This window comes from Chitinimonas viridis (genome assembly GCF_030409555.1).
GTDB lineage: Bacteria > Pseudomonadota > Gammaproteobacteria > Burkholderiales > Chitinimonadaceae > Chitinimonas > Chitinimonas viridis.
The window spans coordinates 148,138-164,111 of record NZ_JAUFPU010000003.1; the positions used below are offsets into that span (position 1 = coordinate 148,138).

15 protein-coding genes are annotated in these 15,974 nt (G+C 65.3%); 4 read left to right on the plus strand and 11 right to left on the minus strand.

The genetic code is table 11. From position 1 onward, the window contains the following. Positions 1-199 precede the first annotated feature (199 nt). Entirely contained in the window at positions 200-667 is a 468-nt protein-coding gene (locus QWZ03_RS03510; RefSeq protein WP_290331477.1) for a MarR family winged helix-turn-helix transcriptional regulator, read from the plus strand. Between the two features lie 18 nt (positions 668-685). Next, complete coding sequence (locus QWZ03_RS03515; protein WP_290331478.1) at positions 686-1,081, plus strand: DUF1398 domain-containing protein; 396 nt, start codon at positions 686-688, stop codon at positions 1,079-1,081. A gap of 39 nt (positions 1,082-1,120) precedes the next feature. Here QWZ03_RS03515 and QWZ03_RS03520 read toward each other — a convergent pair whose 3' ends face one another. Next, positions 1,121-1,300 carry a hypothetical protein gene (locus QWZ03_RS03520; RefSeq protein ID WP_290331479.1) on the minus strand — a complete coding sequence of 60 codons (180 nt, stop codon included), beginning with the start codon at positions 1,298-1,300 and terminating at the stop codon, positions 1,121-1,123. Between the two features lie 340 nt (positions 1,301-1,640). On the opposite strand from QWZ03_RS03520, the gene QWZ03_RS03525 reads away from it, so the two are divergent. Then, positions 1,641-2,798 carry a hypothetical protein gene (locus QWZ03_RS03525; protein ID WP_290331480.1) on the plus strand — a complete coding sequence of 386 codons (1,158 nt, stop codon included), beginning with the start codon at positions 1,641-1,643 and terminating at the stop codon, positions 2,796-2,798. 35 nt (positions 2,799-2,833) lie between these two features. Here QWZ03_RS03525 and QWZ03_RS03530 read toward each other — a convergent pair whose 3' ends face one another. From QWZ03_RS03530 to QWZ03_RS03575, 10 genes are all read right to left on the minus strand, one after another. Further along, complete coding sequence (locus QWZ03_RS03530; protein WP_290331481.1) at positions 2,834-3,766, minus strand: lipase secretion chaperone; 933 nt, start codon at positions 3,764-3,766, stop codon at positions 2,834-2,836. Positions 3,767-3,875: 109 nt separating this feature from the next. Then, a complete protein-coding gene (locus QWZ03_RS03535) occupies positions 3,876-5,174 on the minus strand; it encodes a sphingomyelin phosphodiesterase (RefSeq protein ID WP_290331482.1) in 1,299 nt (432 codons plus the stop codon). A gap of 487 nt (positions 5,175-5,661) precedes the next feature. Further along, positions 5,662-7,467: an aminopeptidase P family protein gene (locus QWZ03_RS03540; RefSeq protein WP_290331483.1), complete on the minus strand. Its 1,806-nt coding sequence runs from the start codon at positions 7,465-7,467 to the stop codon at positions 5,662-5,664. 158 nt (positions 7,468-7,625) lie between these two features. Then, the gene (locus tag QWZ03_RS03545) at positions 7,626-8,768 is read right to left on the minus strand and encodes a branched-chain amino acid ABC transporter substrate-binding protein (protein WP_290331484.1); all 1,143 of its coding nucleotides are present in this window, start codon (positions 8,766-8,768) and stop codon (positions 7,626-7,628) included. 137 nt (positions 8,769-8,905) lie between these two features. After that, positions 8,906-10,498 (minus strand): aldehyde dehydrogenase (NADP(+)), encoded by a 1,593-nt coding sequence (locus tag QWZ03_RS03550; protein ID WP_290331486.1) that lies wholly within the window; start codon positions 10,496-10,498, stop codon positions 8,906-8,908. Further along, entirely contained in the window at positions 10,495-11,388 is an 894-nt protein-coding gene (locus QWZ03_RS03555) for a dihydrodipicolinate synthase family protein (RefSeq protein WP_290331487.1), read from the minus strand. The genes QWZ03_RS03550 and QWZ03_RS03555 overlap by 4 nt, the downstream gene beginning before the upstream one ends. Further along, positions 11,385-12,659, minus strand: a complete 1,275-nt coding sequence (locus QWZ03_RS03560; protein WP_290331488.1) for an NAD(P)/FAD-dependent oxidoreductase — start codon at positions 12,657-12,659, stop codon at positions 11,385-11,387. Before QWZ03_RS03560 ends, QWZ03_RS03555 begins: the two co-directional genes overlap by 4 nt. Beyond that, positions 12,649-12,882, minus strand: a complete 234-nt coding sequence (locus tag QWZ03_RS03565; RefSeq protein WP_284197054.1) for a (2Fe-2S)-binding protein — start codon at positions 12,880-12,882, stop codon at positions 12,649-12,651. The genes QWZ03_RS03560 and QWZ03_RS03565 overlap by 11 nt, the downstream gene beginning before the upstream one ends. After that, on the minus strand, positions 12,879-14,030 hold the full coding sequence (locus tag QWZ03_RS03570; RefSeq protein WP_290331489.1) for an NAD(P)/FAD-dependent oxidoreductase: 1,152 nt from the start codon (positions 14,028-14,030) through the stop codon (positions 12,879-12,881). Before QWZ03_RS03570 ends, QWZ03_RS03565 begins: the two co-directional genes overlap by 4 nt. Positions 14,031-14,038: 8 nt before the next feature. After that, complete coding sequence (locus tag QWZ03_RS03575; protein ID WP_308447509.1) at positions 14,039-14,992, minus strand: 4-hydroxyproline epimerase; 954 nt, start codon at positions 14,990-14,992, stop codon at positions 14,039-14,041. 122 nt (positions 14,993-15,114) lie between these two features. Between QWZ03_RS03575 and QWZ03_RS03580 the strand changes: the two genes are divergently transcribed. Continuing rightward, a complete protein-coding gene (locus QWZ03_RS03580) occupies positions 15,115-15,867 on the plus strand; it encodes an AraC family transcriptional regulator (RefSeq protein ID WP_290331490.1) in 753 nt (250 codons plus the stop codon). Positions 15,868-15,974: the final 107 nt, after the last annotated feature.

The window sequence follows — 15,974 nt, forward strand, 5'->3', positions numbered from 1 at the left end:
ACGACCGCGTGTGGCTTGAAACACCTGCGGGTGGCGATGGTCCGCTGTGGCCCAAAGCCGTTGCTATTGACCCGCGCCTTTGCACGGGCATTTGCGCTGGTTGCATCGGGTTGGCTGTGGGGGTGCCGATTTGCGCGTAGGGGGCTTGACTCAGGTTTCCCTGGAAACTAATATTGATTTGTTTCCAGGGAAACAATATATGAGCCTCGCACCTACATCGAATGTCAGTCCTCTCGAAGCGCACCTAGGGTTCTGGCTGCGCTATGTTTCCAACCAGGTTTCCGGCCGTTTTGAGCAGCAGCTGGAAGCACAGGGCTTCACCGTCACGGAGTGGGTCGCCATGCGGACCTTGTTTGAGCGTGCGCATACCAGCCATGCCGAGCTGATCAGCGCGCTGGGGATGACCAAGGGCGCGGCCTCCAAGGTTGTCAGCAAACTCGAGCACAAGGGCATGGCGGTGCGCCAGGCGGCGGAGGGCAGTGCGCGTGAGCAGGTTCTGGCACTGACCGCGGCGGGTAGGGCGTTGCTACCGGTGTTGGCGGCCTTGGCGGATGAAAACGACAGGTTCTTCTTCGGGCATCTGGACGAGGCGCAGCGCGGTGAGCTGATGGCTTTGATGCAGGGCCTGGTTTGCCATCATCAGCTCAAAGTCGTCCCCATCAAGTAAGCAGCAAGGAGAAGCACCATGGATAACGCGGTCGCAAGCGTCATACGCGATACGGCTGCCGCCTCGAATGAGGGGCGCATGCATTTTGGCCAGGTCGTCGGCGCTTTGCTGGGGGCGGGTATTGAATCGTATAGCGTGGACTATCGAGCTCGCCGTACGACCTACTACCTGCCCACAGGTGAAACACTGACGGTGGATCACCCCGACGTGGATGTCACCATCGGGCAGGACTTCTCGGCTGAGGGGATCAAGGCGGCTATTCTTGGTGCCCAGCGTGGGGAGCTGATGTATCCGCAATTCAAGCACCTGTCGCAACTGGCGGGCTGCATAGGCTATACCGTTTGGCTGATAGGCCGACATGTCAGCTACTTCGGCCGCCGTGGCGAAGTGCACATAGAGCCGTTTCCCAACTGAGCGGGGCATCCGCTCGAGAGCGCGATGCCCCGGCAGGATCTATTGCGCATCATTGGCCGGATTATCGGGCTGTTCCTGTGCGGCGATCTCGTCCGCCCAGGTATAGCGCCCGCGGAGGTGGTGCTGGCCCAGGCTGGCGTGGAAACGCAGGATGCACCAGGCAAGGCCAAGCGCGGTGGCGGCGATGGCGATCAGCAGGGTGGTGAGTATCCAGGTCATGATGTTTTCAATCGTTGGGTGCGATGGAGTGGGTACACCGGATGCAGTCACAGGCTTCAGTATGCAGCCCCTACCGCGCGCCCGCTGAGCGCCGCTCACAAAACCCTTAGGCCTTGTTGATCGAGCTTGCCTTTACCCTGCACGGTCATCGCCCGGCGGATGGGTAATAAACCACGCTTCATGGGTATAAAACAACCCGTATTACTCCAGGTATAGGCTGTTGCCTTGGCCCGAGCGCCTGGGCTGGCGCAGGCTTTGGCCGGCCTTGGGCAGGGTGGCATGCGCATTGCTGGCGCGTTGCGTCTTGACGATCCTATAGCCTGAGTGATGGGGGTATTACGTGAAGCGCAAAGCCAGTGTTGACCATGGTAAGTCAGGCGGGGACTCCGGCCACAAGAAGGTCAAGCCGCTGACGGCGGTGAATCCCTTTACGTTTACCGGCCAGAAGACTGGTGATCTCGGTAAGCCACGGACGCCGCAGGTCAAGACGGGCAAGGAATTTTCCGAGGCCATCATCCGGATGCGCGGCGGCGACAGCGATGAGAGTGTTCGCACCAAGGTGGCTGTCAATCTGCAGGGGGCGAGCGGTAAGGCTGCGGTACACAAGATCGGTGCCAGTTTCAGCGTCATGACCCATCCCACCACAGAGCTGACCCAGGGCATGATGAACAGCAGTGCGCCCTCGGCCTATCTTTCTACGCCCAAGGCCATCAAGAAGACCAAGGATGCGCAGAAGAACAAGGAGGCGGAGGAAAAGCGGCAGCAGAAGATCGTGACGCATAGCGTATTGCCGGTTGATCTCTCGCTGGAGCGGGCCACGCTGGAAAGCCGGGTGATCAAGCAGTTGTCACCGGTGCATCCGGGTGATGCGCCCTACGATGCCTCTGCCAAGGTCAGTGCTTTTCCTTCCTTGGGCCTATCTACCAAGGAAACCGCCAAGTCATCACCGCTGGGTGGTATTGCGATAGGGTCGTTTCTGGAAGACGTGACGGCTGGCCGCGCGGTGGGCATGGACCATATAGGCTCGGCCATGCGGGCCAAGACCATGGCGGCGAAATGGCGGATGAAGCTGGCCGGCAACGAGGATGCCGGGAAGCGCTTCCAGTCCACCATGCTCGAGCAGTTTCCACAGCTGGGCAAGGGTGGGTTGGCGGTGGGCAAATTGAAGGAATCTGGCATCTCGGCGCTGAAGTCGCACTGGAAATCCGGCGGCACCGATTTCTCCAAGAGCGATCAACTCGGGCATATCAGCAATGCCCATCAAGAGGCCTATAACGCTGGACTGGCGACCTTCAGCCATAAATTTGAAAAGATGGCTGACCCCAACTTCAAGGGGGGTACTTGGTGGACCAGCAAGAAGGCGAAGATCGATAGGATCATGGAGCACCACCAAAGCGGCGATCAGAAACGGCAGGAGAAGGCGCAACGCAAATACCAGAAACTGAGTGCGACCTATCTGCAGCGGAAGATGGCAAGGCATGGCATCAAGTCGGACTGATACCGCTGTGTGCATTCAGGCTGCCGTGTGCCGGGCTAGCGAAACCACTGCTGCCTGAGTGCGGCCAGGCCGGCTTCCCATTCGGCGGCCAGTACCGGGTCGCGGCTGGGATCGCCGCGTTGGCGGAGTGCGGTCTCCAGCGCTGCGCGGGCGGCTTGATAGCCCTGGGCCTGCTGCTGGTGGCGGGCATCGTCGGCATCCTGGGCGGCCAGTTGGCGAGCCATGTCGGCGCCCAGGTACTGGGTGCGTAGCTGCAGGCGGATGGCATTGCGCTGGGGGGGGCTCAGCCCCAGTTCGGCGGCGGCCAGTACCCAATGCAGTTTTTCTGCGGGCGCTTGCTGTGCCGTGAGGTGATCGTAATAGCTGCCGTAATGTTGGCGCTGCAGGGCATCAAGGGCTTGCTGCCGGGCCGCTGGGGGCAGGCTGGCTGCAGGGCCGGCCAGGAAAGACTGGACTGCCGCCTGGAAGGCGATCTGCGCTTGTTGTTCGCCATAGAGCAACTGGGTGACTTCTGTGCCCGCGATCTGCTGGCGGGCCGTATTGATGTGGGCCAGCCTCTCGGCCAGGGGGGCTTGGCTGTCTTGTACTAGTTCGGCCACGGCGCGTTCCATGGTGGGGTGGGCGGCAAGGGCCCGGCGCAGCAGATGGGCTTCTTGTGGACTAAGGGCACTGAGTTCGCCTTCGGGCCAGTTGGGGCAGGCGGGTTTGCAGGCCCGACGGACTTCGGCTTGCAGCTCGAGCAAGCTGCGCTGGCCGGCCAGGACAGTGCGCAAGGCTGCCAGGCGCTGGGCGGCTGCGGTCTGCTGGGGCGGGAGCGCCGGGATGGCTGTGGTGGCACTGGACGCAAGCACGGGGGGTGGTGGGGTGATGGCGGCTGGGGCAGTCGTGGTGGCTTGGGCGGCAGGCCAGAGATACCAGAGGGTCAGCGTCAGTGCGGTGACCAGGCTCAATAGCAGGGTTCGTGGCATGGGATAGGCGCCTTTGCGTGATGGCGGCTTTGCGATGAGCAGGGGACCGTGGCCTCCCATTCCTCTACCAGCGTAGAGGGTGGGGAGGCCATGGCTTTGCTGACGGTGCTTAGTAGCGGAAGCGCCCGGCGACGGCGAAGTGGTCGGAAAGATCACGCAAGGACCAGACGGCGGGCGTGATGCTGCGGTAGACCGTGACCTCGTTCTCGCTGCGGCTGGGCTGGCGATGGCCGTTGGAGACCAGCACGTAGTCCAGGTATTCGCGCCCTGCGCTGGCCAGACTGTTGACGCTGGCGTCGTAGGTCCAGCCGTAGCCCTGGATGGCCGGCTGGTTGGCGCCGAGTAGGCCCAGCATCTGCTGGTAGTCGTCGGCGGTGGCGTAACGGTCTACGTTCAGATCTCCGGCGTAGAACAGGGCATCGCTGGCGGGTGGCCGTTGCTGGTCGACGAACTGGCGCAGGGTGCTGAGCTGGGCCAGGCGTACGCTGCGTTCGGTTGCGCCGTTCCAGGCTTGGGTGTGGGTGCCGGCAATGTGGTAGGCCTTACCCTGCTTGATGATCTCGACCACCATGACGCCCTTGTTGGACAGGCAGTCGGTACCCGAGCACTGGCTATAGACCATTTGCCGTTCGCCGGCGATAGGCCAGCGGCTGACGATAAAGACCCCGCCATCCTCGTAGACATTGGCTTTATCCACGACCTGGGTCTGGTAGGGGAATTCGGATCTTAAGGCGGCGCGGAGCTGGTCGCGGCAGCCGTTATCGAAAGCCTCGCTGAAGACGACGGCGTCGAAATTGCGGGTATGGGTGGGGACGTCATTCCAGCGGTCGCAAATCTGCTTGGCGCCGATTACGCCCCAGATGTTCCAGCTCAGTATCTTGAACTCGTTGCTGGCCGTGTTGGTTTCGACGGTGGCATCGGGCTGGATGACGTAGTGGAAGTCGTCGTAGCCGCCAGTGAACTGGGCGCGGTAGGACAGGGTGGCCTGCAGGCCGGCGAAGCGGGTGCGGCCGTTGTGCAGCTCTCGGTCGGCATACCAGGGGTGGCTGAAGTCGGCCGAGCGGGCTGCGGCCCAGATGCTGCTGCCGATGAATTTGCCTTGCAGGCGCTGCTGCAGCACTACGGCATGTGCGCCCTGGCGGACGGTGGTCTCGAAATAGAAGTTCTTGCCGCTGCTGATGCCCTGATCGCGGTTCATCCACAATATCTTGCGGGTGCCATAGGCCGGTATGGTGGTTTCGTACTGGCCCCAGTGGCTGCCTTGCTGCAGGGCTTTGTCACCCGTCTGCACCGTGCTGAGTGTGACCGGCTGGGCGGTATTGTTGCTGAGGTAAACGTAACTTTCGGCACTGGCCACTGAGGCCAGCAGGGTACAGGCTGCGATACGCAGCCAGGTGGTGATGCGCATGATGCTTTATCTCCTCGAGTTGAGTACTGGTAGGCGATGCGACGTCTGCAGCAGGTCTATTTCTAGAACCGAGATATAAAATAAAACAGTGTTATTTCAGAATGACTAAGCTTGTGTTGCGTTTTTGAGGCGGCGATTTAGGAGCCTGTTCAAAGTCCTTTCGCCTCGTCGCTGATCTGGAAAAGGGCCAGGGACAAGGCGTGGCGCACAGGCAATAACAAGTTATTGCCAAGCGCCACAACGCAGTGAGTGGCCATTTTCCAGTTCAGCCCTTCGGGTTCGCAGCCTTGCCGGCGAATGGCGGCGTTGCAAGCCGCTTACGGTACCCGTACCGCTGCGCGGCTTACGCCTTGCCCTTCATCCGGCAAGGTTGCGAACGACGCGGCGAAAAGACTTTGAACGGGCTCTACGGGCTGGCTTACCCGTGCATCGCCGGGGGGGCTGGCACTGCGGACAACGCAGGCCAGAGGGGCTAGGCGTGATGGCGCTAGACGGGTTCGGTGCAGCGCAGCAGCCATTGCTGTGCGGCACCGGTGACCAGCGGCAACAGCCGCTCGCGTACGGTGGCGTGGTACTGGTTGAGCCAGGCGCGTTCATCCTCCCGCAGCAGCGACAGCATCAGGCAGCGGCTGTCTATGGGGCATAGCGTGAGAGTTTCGAAGGCCAGGAATTCGCCGAACTCGGTCTCTCCCGCCGGGATGTTGTGCATCAGGTTTTCTATGCGCACGCCCCATAGGCCGGCCCGGTAGATGCCGGGTTCGTTGGAGCTGATCATGCCGGCCAGCATGGCGGTATGGGGTTCTGGGGCGGTGTAGGGCGAGATGCTTTGTGGGCCTTCGTGCACATTGAGGAAGTAACCCACGCCGTGGCCGGTGCCGTGGCCGTAGTTGATGCCGGCGGCCCAGATGGGGGTGCGGGCCAGGGCATCTAGCATGGGGCTGCGGGTACCTGTGGGAAAGCGCGCCTGCGATAGCTGGATCACGCCCTTGAGTACCAGGGTGAAGTCCTGCCGCTGCTGGTCGGTGAGCTTGCCGATGGCGATGGTACGCGTGATGTCGGTGGTGCCGCCCAGATACTGGCCGCCCGAGTCGATCAGTAGCAGGCCATTGCCTTCGATGACCGCATGGCTTGCGGGCGTGGCGCAGTAGTGGGGCATGGCGCCGTTGCCGTTGAAGCCGGCAATGGTGGCGAAGCTGGCACTGACAAAGCCGGGGCGGCGGGCGCGGGCGGCGGTCAGGTGGGTGTCGATGTCCACCTCGGTCAGCCGCTGGCCTTGCGCCAGGGCTGCCTCCAGCCAGGCGAAGAACTCACACAGGGCGGCGCCATCGTGGGCCATGGTCAGGCGCAGGTTGGCGACTTCGGCGGTGGACTTGACGGCCTTGGCCAGGGTGCTGGGATTGATGGCTTCGACCCGCTTGACCCCGGCGGGCAGGGTATCGATCAGGCCGACGGTGACGCGGCGAGGGTCTAGCAAGATGCTGCTGCCGGATGGCAGGGCGCGCAGGGCATGGGTCGCCTGGTCGTAGTCGGCCAGGGCGACACCATCGGCGGCCAGCCGTGCGGTCAGTGCAGCATCAACCTTGCCGGGTGCCAGGAACAGGGTGGCCTGGCTGGGGCTGAGCAGGGCATGGGCAACAAACACGGGATTGAAGCTGACGTCGCTGCCGCGCAGATTGAACAGCCACGCTATGTCGTCCAGCGAGGAAATGAAATGCCAGTCGGCCCCTTGCTCGTGCATCTGGGCGCGGACCCACGCCAGCCGCTCGGCGCGGCTGAGATCGGCGTGGGGTGCCAGATGCTCGTATACCGGCGCGGCGGGCAGGCCGGGGCGATCCAGCCAGATGCTGGCGAGCAGGTCGATATCGGTACGCAAGGAAATGTCGCTGGCGCAGAGGGCAGTGTTGAGCGTGCGGCGCAGGCCCAGGCCCAGTACTTCGCCAGCCACGGCGACGCTGCTGCCTGGGGGCAGGTGCGCAGCCAGCCAGGGGATATAGGCGGTGCTGGCGGCGGTATCGGTCTTCATCAGGGCGATGCCGCTGCCGGCCAGTTCGGCTTCGGCCTGCACCCAGTAGCGGCTGTCTACCCACAGACCGGCAAAATCGGCGGTGACGATGAGGGTGCCGACCGAGCCCTGGAAGCCGCTGAGCCAGCGGCGGCCCTGCCAGCGGGTGGGCAGGTATTCGGACAGGTGAGGATCGGCCGAGGGCACGATACAGGCGTGCAGGCCCTGTGCCTGCATGGCTTGACGCAAGGTGGCGAGGTGCTGGGTGGCGGTATGGAGCGGGGCGTTCATCGGGGTCTCGCAAGAATAAAAAGGTGCGGCGGGCCTTGTGGACCCGCCGCAAGTCGGCGACCGCGCAGGGAGGGGTCAACCCTGCACGGTGGGCAGGACGCTACGGAGCGATAGCGGCCAGCCCGTGAGGATGCCGAAACGGGGTGGGCAGGTGAGGCTCAGCTGCCGCTGACGGTTTCCAGCACCGTCCACTTGCCTTTCTGGGCCTTGTAGACGGTGATGTCGCCAAACTTGAGATCGCCACGGGCGTCGTAGGCGATATTGGGCGAGCTGACGCCGGCATGGCGGGTCTTGGCCAGGAAGGGCAGGTAGCGGGCGGGGTCGGTGGAGTTGGCGGCCTTCATGGCCTTGAACATCACCATGGTGGCGTCGTAGGAATAGGGGGCGTAGAAGTCGGCGGCGCCGAAGCGTGCCTTGACCCGTGCTACCAGTTCGGACGCGCCCGGTGTCTTCTCTACCGGCAGGCCGGCCAGCGAGGCGATGACGCCGTCGCCAGCGTCGCCCGTCAGCTTGAGGTAGTTGTCGGTGCGGGTCATTTCGCCGGAAATCAGCTGCGCCTTGATGCCCAGGCGACGCATCTGCAGGGTCAGCGGGGCGGACTGGGCATCGGCACCACCGTAGAAGATGGCCGCCGGTTGCTTGGCCTTGATATTGGTGAGGATGCTGGAGAAGTCGGTAGCCTTGTCCGTGGTGTATTCGCGCTGTACCACCACGCCGCCGGCAGCCTTGGCGGCTTTCTCGAACTGGTCGGCCAGCCCTTGGCCATAGGCGGTGCGGTCATCGATGATGGCGATGGTCTTGAGCCCCAGCTTCTTGACGACAAAGCCGCCCATGACGCTGCCCTGCTGGGTGTCGCTGGTCATGGCGCGGAAGGTGGTCTTGAAGCCTTGGGCGGTGTAGGTGGGGGCGGTCGCCATGGCAATCTGCGGAATGCCGGCGTCGGCGTAGACCTTGGAGGCCGGGATGGAGGTGCCGGAGTTGAAGTGGCCGATGATGCCGCTGACTTTGGCATCGACGAAGCGCTGCGCCACGCTGGTGGCGGACTTGGGGTCGGCCTGATCGTCTTCGGTCATCAGCTCGAACTTCACCGGCGAGCCGCCGATGACGGGGGCTTGCTTGTTGATGTCTTCCAGCGCCAGCACGATGCCGGCCTTCATGTCGGCGCCGTAGTGCGCTTGCGGGCCAGTGAGCGGGGCGGCGAATCCCAGTTTGACCGTAGTGGGGCCGGCAGCGGCAACTGATGAGGCGAGCAGGGCGCTGGCCAGGATCAGGGCGCATTGCTTGGGTGCAGGGTGTGGCATGTTGTCCTCTCTTCTTGGTGGTGTTGCTGCGTGGGCCGGCGAGCCGGCCCGCTGGCTTCCTCGGTATCTGACGCGGTGCTGCCGCGCTTGTCGGGCTGGCTGGGCGGGCCAGCCCCTTTATGTTGGAGACGGGTGACTCATCCCCCATCCCGGCGGTATTGGCCGTCCACCATGCGCATCAGGCCCAGCGGATTGGCGGCTTGCAGGGCGGCAGGCAGCAGCTCATCGGGCCAGTTCTGGTAGCAGACTGGGCGGGCGAAGCGCAGCAGGGCGGCGGCACCGACCGAGGTGCTGCGGCTATCGGATGCGGCTGGGTAGGGGCCGCCGTGCACCATGGCATGACAGACCTCGACCCCGGTGGGATAGCCGCCGAACAGCACGCGGCCCGCCTTGCTGGCCAACAGGGCGGGCAGGCCCGGCCAGGCGGCAAGCTCGGTCGCCTCGGCATGGAGTGTGGCGGTCAATTGTCCATCCAGGCTGTGCAGCACCTGCATCAGTTCGGCCGGGTTGGCGCAGCGCACCAGCACGGTGACCGGGCCAAAGACCTCGTGGGTCAAGGCCGGCTGGACCAGTACGCGGGCCGCATCGGTCTCCAGCAGGGCGGGGCCGGTGCGGTGGGGGCCTGGGGTATTGCACAGCAGTTGCACGACGCCTTCCTGGCGGGCCCGGGTGGCCAGCGCATCATGAAAGCTGCCGGCGATGGCGGCGCTGAGCATGGGGGCTGCCTGTACCTTGGCCAGTTGCAGGGTGAGGCGATCACGCAGGCGCTGGTAGCCCTCGCCCTCCACCGCCAGGACCAGGCCGGGACAGGTGCAGAACTGGCCGTTGCCCAGGGTGACCGAGGCGGCCAGGCCATCGGCGATGGACTCGGCATGGCGGCTGAGCGATTGGGGCAGGACGACCACCGGATTGCTGCTGCCCATTTCGGCATACACCGGTATGGGGTGCGGGCGGGCGGCGGCGGCATCCATCAGCGCCCGGCCGGCCCGCAGGGAGCCGGTGAAGCCGACAGCCTGTATGCCGGGGTGCTTGACTAGGGCCTGGCCGACGCTGATGCCGGCGTCGAACAGCAGCGAGAAGACGCCTTCGGGCAGATCGAGCGCCCGGGCGGCTTCGATGATGGCCAAGCCAACCCGCTCGCTGGTAGCCGGGTGGGCTGGGTGGGCCTTGACCACGACCGGGCAGCCGGCGGCCAGGGCCGAGGCGGTATCGCCACCGGCCACCGAGAAGGCCAGCGGGAAGTTGCTGGCGCCGAATACCGCGACCGGACCCAAGGGCTGCAGCATGGAGCGCAGCTCGGGCCGTGGCTGTGGCAGGCGCTGGGCTTGTGCGCTGTCCAGCCGTGCATCGACCCAATCACCCTGCTCGGCCAGTTGGGCAAACAGCCGTAACTGGCCGGTGGTGCGTGCCAACTCGCCGCGCACCCGTGCCTCGGGCAGTCCGGTCTCCTGCGGCACCAGCTCGGCCAACTCATCGGCCAGTGCCTCCAGCCGCTCGGCGATGCCGCGCAGGAAGGCGCCATGCAGGCTGCCGCCCAGGGCAGCGTAGGCAGGTGCGGCCTGCTGCGCCAGGACCACCGCCCGGTCCAGTTCCGAGGGGTGAGCGGCGTGGAAGTGCTGGGGCAGCAGCTCGCCGGTGGCCGGGTTGCTGGCCTGGAAGCGGCTATCGCCAGGGCTGCCGTGGTCGTAGCCGATCAGCGACAGGCCTTGTAGCAAGGGGGCGTTGCTCATAGGGCTGGGCGCGTGGCAAGCGCGTGCTGGATGACGGCTTCGGCTTCGGCCAGCTCGGCGCCTTCCAGGGCCAGGCGTGGGCCGCGGACGCGGTGGTGGCAGACCCCCAGTTTTTCTTGCACCAGTTTGATCAGCTGTACGAACTTGGGCACGGTATCGAGCCGCAGCAAGGGCAGGAACCAGGCGTAGAGGCGGGCGGCTTCTTCGTAGCGGCCTGCGCGGGCCAGCTCGAACAGCCGCACCGATTCGGCCGGCAGGGCATCGACCAGGCCGGCGATCCAGAACTGGGCACCGGCGGCAACACCTTCCACCAGGACATCATCGACACCCACGCCCAGGGCCAGGCGATCACCGGCCAGTGCCTTGATGGCGGTGATGCGGCGGACGTCGGTGGAGGACTCCTTCACGGCCTTGACGTTGTCGAACTCGTTGGCCAGTTCGAGGATCTGCTCGGGCTTGAAGTCGGTCTTGTAGGCAACCGGGTTGTTGTAAATGATGCAGGGTAAGGGCGTGGCCTGGATGACGGCGGCTAGGTGGGCCTTCATCTCGCGCCAGTCGCTGCTGTAGACATAGGGTGGCAGAACCATCAGACCCTTGGCGCCATGGTGGGCTGCGGCCTTGGCCAGCTTGACGGCCTCGTGGGTGGAGAGGGCGGCGATGCCGGGGATGACGGGGATGTCGACGGCACGGGCGCAGGTTTCGATCAGGGCGACCTTTTCGTCGAACTCCAGGGTGGCGCCTTCGCCCAGCGAACCACAGGGCACGATGCCGCTGCAGCCATGGCCGGCCAGCCATTGGACGGTCTGGGTCAGGGCTTCGTGATCTACGCTCAGGTCGGCTGCGAACGGCGTGGTGATGGCAGGCATGACGCCTTCGAAACGGATACTCATGTGGGATTTGCCTTTGCTAGGGTAGGCTCAAGCAGGCTGCCGAGCCGGGTGGGGAGTAAGGGGGGGCGGTCGCCGCTGCCTTGCCAGCCATAGAGGGACTCGCAGGCAGCACCACAGATACGGCCCTGGCAGGCGCCCATGCCGCAGCGGGTCTGCAGCTTGGCCTCGCGCCAGCTGTCGAACAGCTGCAGGCTGGCGTGGCTGACGTCTTCGCAGCGGCATACCAGGGTGTCGGGCTGGGCCAGTTGGGTGATGGCGGGTTGCAGGGCGAAGTGTTTGTCCAGCAGTGCTGCAAACGCCAGCTGCCGTTTGCGCTTTGGAGCCAGTGCCTGGGCGGCGGCGGCGGCACCGGTGGCGGCCAGCCCGGCGATGCGGCCTTCCAGCAGGGCTTTATCGACGCCACCGATGCCGGTGGCCTCGCCTACGGCATAGATGCCGGCTTGCGAGGTCTGCATCAGGGCATCGACTTCGGCGGCGCCCTGGCTGATCTGGCAATGCAAGGCACGCAGCAGTTCGGTATTCGGCAGCAGGCCATAGCCCACGCCCAGCCAGTCGCACGGCAGGGTGAGGGTGCGGGCGCCCAGTTGCAGCTGCACTCCTTCCAGCCGGGTTTGGCCTAGCGCGGCCAGTACATGGCTGGCATGGTGATAGGGCACGCCGCCCAACTGCCAGGCCAGCGAGGCGGCCTGGGCCAGCTTGGCCGGATAGGCCTTGAGGGCCCAGCCAAAGCGGGCCAGCTGCGACCAGGGTGCCTGCTCGGCAATCAGCAGCACCTGGGCACCGGCGGCGCGCAGGGTGGCTGCGCTGGCCAGCAACAAGGGGCCGGTGCCGGCCAGCACGATGTGCTGGTCGCGGACATCCAGCCCGCCCTTGACCAGGGCTTGCAGCCCGCCTGCGCCCGTAACGCCTGGCAGTGTCCAGCCGGGGAAGGGCAACAGCCGTTCGCGGGCGCCGCTGGCGATGATGAGCTTGCCGTAGCGCAATACCTGGGCGCGGTGGGGGTCTTCCAGCAGCAACTGGCCGGGGGCGGGTATGGCTGCGACGCGGAAGCCGCTGAGCAGGCGCGCCTGGCTGTCGGCCAGCTGGCGGAAGGTGCTGCTGGCCGAGGCCGGCGCCTGGCTCGGGCCGCCACGCCAGATCTGCCCGCCAGGGCGGGGGTTGTCGTCCACCAGGGTGACGTGGGCGCCCTGGGCGCAGGCGGCGATGGCGGCAGCTATGCCGGCAGGACCGGCGCCGATGATGGCGATGTCGGTATGCAGCTCAGAGCTCACGCGCTACCTCCATGCCTTCGTATACCACCCGTTGGCAGGCACGCTGGTGCGGCTGACCATCGATGGTGACCCGGCATTCGAAGCACACGCCCATGCCGCACAGGGCGGCACGCGGCTGGCCACTGACCGAGCAGCGGCCGGGCAGGCCCGCCAGGGCGGCGGCCAGATTGCTGCCCAGGGTGGCAAGGTGGGCTTGGCCATCGATAAACAGTTGCACCTTCATGCGGCGACTCCCACCGGGTGGTGCTGATCGGCCAGGCTCCAGGGGCCGAAGCGGGCGGGGTTGTAGGGGGTGGGATCAAGGGCGGGTGCCTGTTCGCACAGCAGATCGGCCAGCAGATGGGCGCTGGCAAGCGCGGTGGTGATGCCCAGACCCTCGTGGCCGGTGGCCAGCCAGAGTCGGCTGTGGCCGGGCACCTTGCCCAACAGGGGCAGTTTGTCTGGCGTGGCGGGCCGGAACCCCGCCCAGCTGCGCAGGGCTTGCAACTGGCGCAGGCTGGGCAGGTATTCCAGCGCGCGGCTGAGCATGGCCTGTAGCAGCGGCCAGTTGATGGCGGGGTCGGTATCGTGAAACTGGCGGGAGGAGCCAATCAGCAACTGGCCGGTGGCGCGGGGCTGGACATTGAATGCGACGGAATCGCCATCGCTGGCGTGGGCAGAGCGGATATAGCCCAGTTCCACCAGTTGGTGGCGGATGCGTTGCGGATAGCGCTCGGTGATCAGCAACTGGCCTTTGCGCGGCTTGAGTGGCAGGCCGGGCAGGAGCGTGGCGCTGGCATTGCCGGCGGCGATGACGATATGGCGGGCGCGCAGCAGCCGACCATCGGCCAGGCGGGCGACGCCTTCGTCGTCCACGCTGCTGACCTGGGCCTTGCACCAGAGCTGCGCCCCCAGGGCCTGGGCGTTTTGCAGCAACCAGCGGCTGGCGACTGGGGGGTAGAGCACGGCATCGTCGGGAACCTGCAGGGCGCCGGCCAGGTTAGGCGCCAGGGCGGGTTCCAGCTTGCGCAGGGCGGTGGCGGGCAGCAGGTTGCTGCTGAGACCGTGCTGCTGGTAGCCGGCCTGCTTGCGCTCGGCCTCCTGCATCTCGGCCTCGTCGCGCGCCAGCCAGAGGGTGCCGCAGGCGCGGTACTCGGCATTGGCCGGCAGCTCATGGCGGCGTGCCTGCCAGCGTGCCAGGCCGTCACGGCTCAGTGCCAGCTCGGCAGGGTTATCGTCCAGCACCACCAGGTGGCCCATGCCGGCGGCTGAGGTGCCGGCTGCCGGGATGGCGGCCTCGGCAACGGCGACCCGCAGTCCGCGCCGGGCACATTGCTCGGCCAGCGCGCTGCCTATGATGCCGGCACCGATGATCAGCACGTCGCCGTGCATGACGGGATTCACGCCATGGCCTCGCTGCGTATGCCCCAGGCGAACGGGTCTTGCGGGTCTATCATCAGGGTGGTGGCGCCGTTGACATAGGCAGTGCCGGTGATGCGGGGGTAGAGCTGGCCGTCGGCCTGTTCGTATTGCGCTTCGAACACGCTGCCTATGATGCTTTCCTGCCACCAGATCTGGCCTGCAGCGAGCTTGCCGTCGGCGGCCAGGCAGGCAAGTTTGGCGCTGGTGCCGGTGCCGCAGGGTGAGCGGTCGTAGGCGAGGCCGGGGCAGAGTACGAAGCTGCGGGAATCGGCCACGCTGCTGGGGCCGAACAGCTCGATATGGTCGATCTCGCTGCCATCGTCGCCGCGTATGCCGGCCTGATCCAGCACGGCACGCAGGCGGACGCTGCAGTCGGTCAGCTGGGCAATATTGTCGGACTGAACCTGCAGGCCATGATCGCTGACCAGGAAGAACCAGTTGCCGCCCCAGGCGATATCCCCGTGCATGCGGCCGTAGCCAGGCACCTCGACGGCTACCTGGGTGGCGCTGCGGTAGCTGGCGACATTGCGCAGGCTGACCCGGTTGCCGCGTTGCAGGGTGGCTTCAACCACGCCTACCGGGGTTTCGATACGGTGGGTGCCCTCGCCTATGCGGCCCAGATGGGCCAGGGTGACGACCAGGCCTATGGTGCCGTGGCCGCACATGCCTATGGTGCCGACGTTGTTGAAGAAGATGACGCCTGCCACACAGCTGGGGTCGCGCGGTTCGCACAGCAAGGCGCCGACCACCGGGTCGCTGCCGCGTGGCTCATTGCATATGGCGGAGCGGTAGTGATCGAATTCGCTGCCGAAACGGGCGCGCCGTTCGGCCAGGGTGCCGTGGCCCAGGCGTGGGCCGCCGCTGATGACGACGCGTGTCGGCTCGCCGCCGGTGTGGGAGTCGATGATCTGGATTTGCTGCATTTGAGACATGAGGCTTGCCCGTTGATTGGGAATGCCGTCATGCTAGTTTCTAGAGGCCGATGCGATCTTGTGTGATCAGCGCGTAAAAAGGCCCGTTTTTGGCAAATGCGATAGAGATGGGAATAAATCGGATGGATAGCACGCTCAAGGCCTGGCGCGAGGACTTTGTCAGCTGCCTAGCTCAGCCGCTGTTTGTGGAAGCCTTGTTTGACCGTATGCCGGACATGGTGTTTTCAGTAAAGGATCGTGCCGGCCGCTACATCACCATGAGCCAGGCCTGTGCCGAGCGCTGCGGCCTGGCGGGCAAGCATGAGGCGGTGGGGAGAACGGCGCATGAGTTGTTCCCGCCCCATATGGCAGACCGCTATGCCGAGCAGGATGAGCAGTTGTTCCGCACTGGCCTGCCCATAGTCGACAACCTGGACCTGACCCTGTTCAACAACCGCGAGCCAGGCTGGTGTCTCAGCAACAAGACTCCCTTGCTCGATGCGCAGGGCAGCATCATCGGCCTGGCCTGTTTGTCACGCGATCTGCTGGAGCCCAGCCGGGCAGGCATCGTGGATGCCCGCATGGCAGAGGCGGTGGACCATATGCTGGCCTGCTATGCCCAGCCGCAGTCGGTGGAGGCGCTGGCCGAGATGGCGGGTATCTCGCTGGCGCAGTTTGAGCGGCGCATGAAGAAGATATTCCAGCTCAGCGCCGGGCAGTTCCTGACCAAGCTGCGCATTGATGCAGCCGCCCGCCTGCTGGCACAGAGCCAGGCGGCTATCTCGGATATCGCGCTGGATTGCGGCTTCTGTGACCAGAGCGCGCTATCCAAGCAGTTCCGGCAACTGACGGGCATGACCCCGAGGGACTATCGTCTGTGGGTGCGGCGGGGGTAGGCCGTCAGGGTCTGCTGATGTATCCAGCGCATCCGTCTCCATCGGGCCGCTAACAAAACCCTGTTGGCCTTGCTGTGCGCGCTTGCCCTAGCCACGCACTGTCATCG

Bases quoted from the DNA above. Each gene is read 5' to 3' on its own strand.
- QWZ03_RS03515 (WP_290331478.1), top strand. From the start codon at position 686: ATGGATAACGCGGTCGCAAGCGTCATACGCGATACGGCTGCCGCCTCG.
- QWZ03_RS03565 (WP_284197054.1), bottom strand. From the start codon at position 12,882: ATGAAGGTGCAACTGTTTATCGATGGCCAAGCCCACCTTGCCACCCTG.
- QWZ03_RS03510 (WP_290331477.1), top strand. From the start codon at position 200: ATGAGCCTCGCACCTACATCGAATGTCAGTCCTCTCGAAGCGCACCTA.
- QWZ03_RS03570 (WP_290331489.1), bottom strand. From the start codon at position 14,030: ATGCACGGCGACGTGCTGATCATCGGTGCCGGCATCATAGGCAGCGCG.
- QWZ03_RS03580 (WP_290331490.1), top strand. From the start codon at position 15,115: ATGGATAGCACGCTCAAGGCCTGGCGCGAGGACTTTGTCAGCTGCCTA.
- QWZ03_RS03520 (WP_290331479.1), bottom strand. From the start codon at position 1,300: ATGACCTGGATACTCACCACCCTGCTGATCGCCATCGCCGCCACCGCG.
- QWZ03_RS03550 (WP_290331486.1), bottom strand. From the start codon at position 10,498: ATGAGCAACGCCCCCTTGCTACAAGGCCTGTCGCTGATCGGCTACGAC.
- QWZ03_RS03535 (WP_290331482.1), bottom strand. From the start codon at position 5,174: ATGCGCATCACCACCTGGCTGCGTATCGCAGCCTGTACCCTGCTGGCC.
- QWZ03_RS03555 (WP_290331487.1), bottom strand. From the start codon at position 11,388: ATGAGTATCCGTTTCGAAGGCGTCATGCCTGCCATCACCACGCCGTTC.
- QWZ03_RS03540 (WP_290331483.1), bottom strand. From the start codon at position 7,467: ATGAACGCCCCGCTCCATACCGCCACCCAGCACCTCGCCACCTTGCGT.
- QWZ03_RS03545 (WP_290331484.1), bottom strand. From the start codon at position 8,768: ATGCCACACCCTGCACCCAAGCAATGCGCCCTGATCCTGGCCAGCGCC.
- QWZ03_RS03575 (WP_308447509.1), bottom strand. From the start codon at position 14,992: ATGTCTCAAATGCAGCAAATCCAGATCATCGACTCCCACACCGGCGGC.
- QWZ03_RS03530 (WP_290331481.1), bottom strand. From the start codon at position 3,766: ATGCCACGAACCCTGCTATTGAGCCTGGTCACCGCACTGACGCTGACC.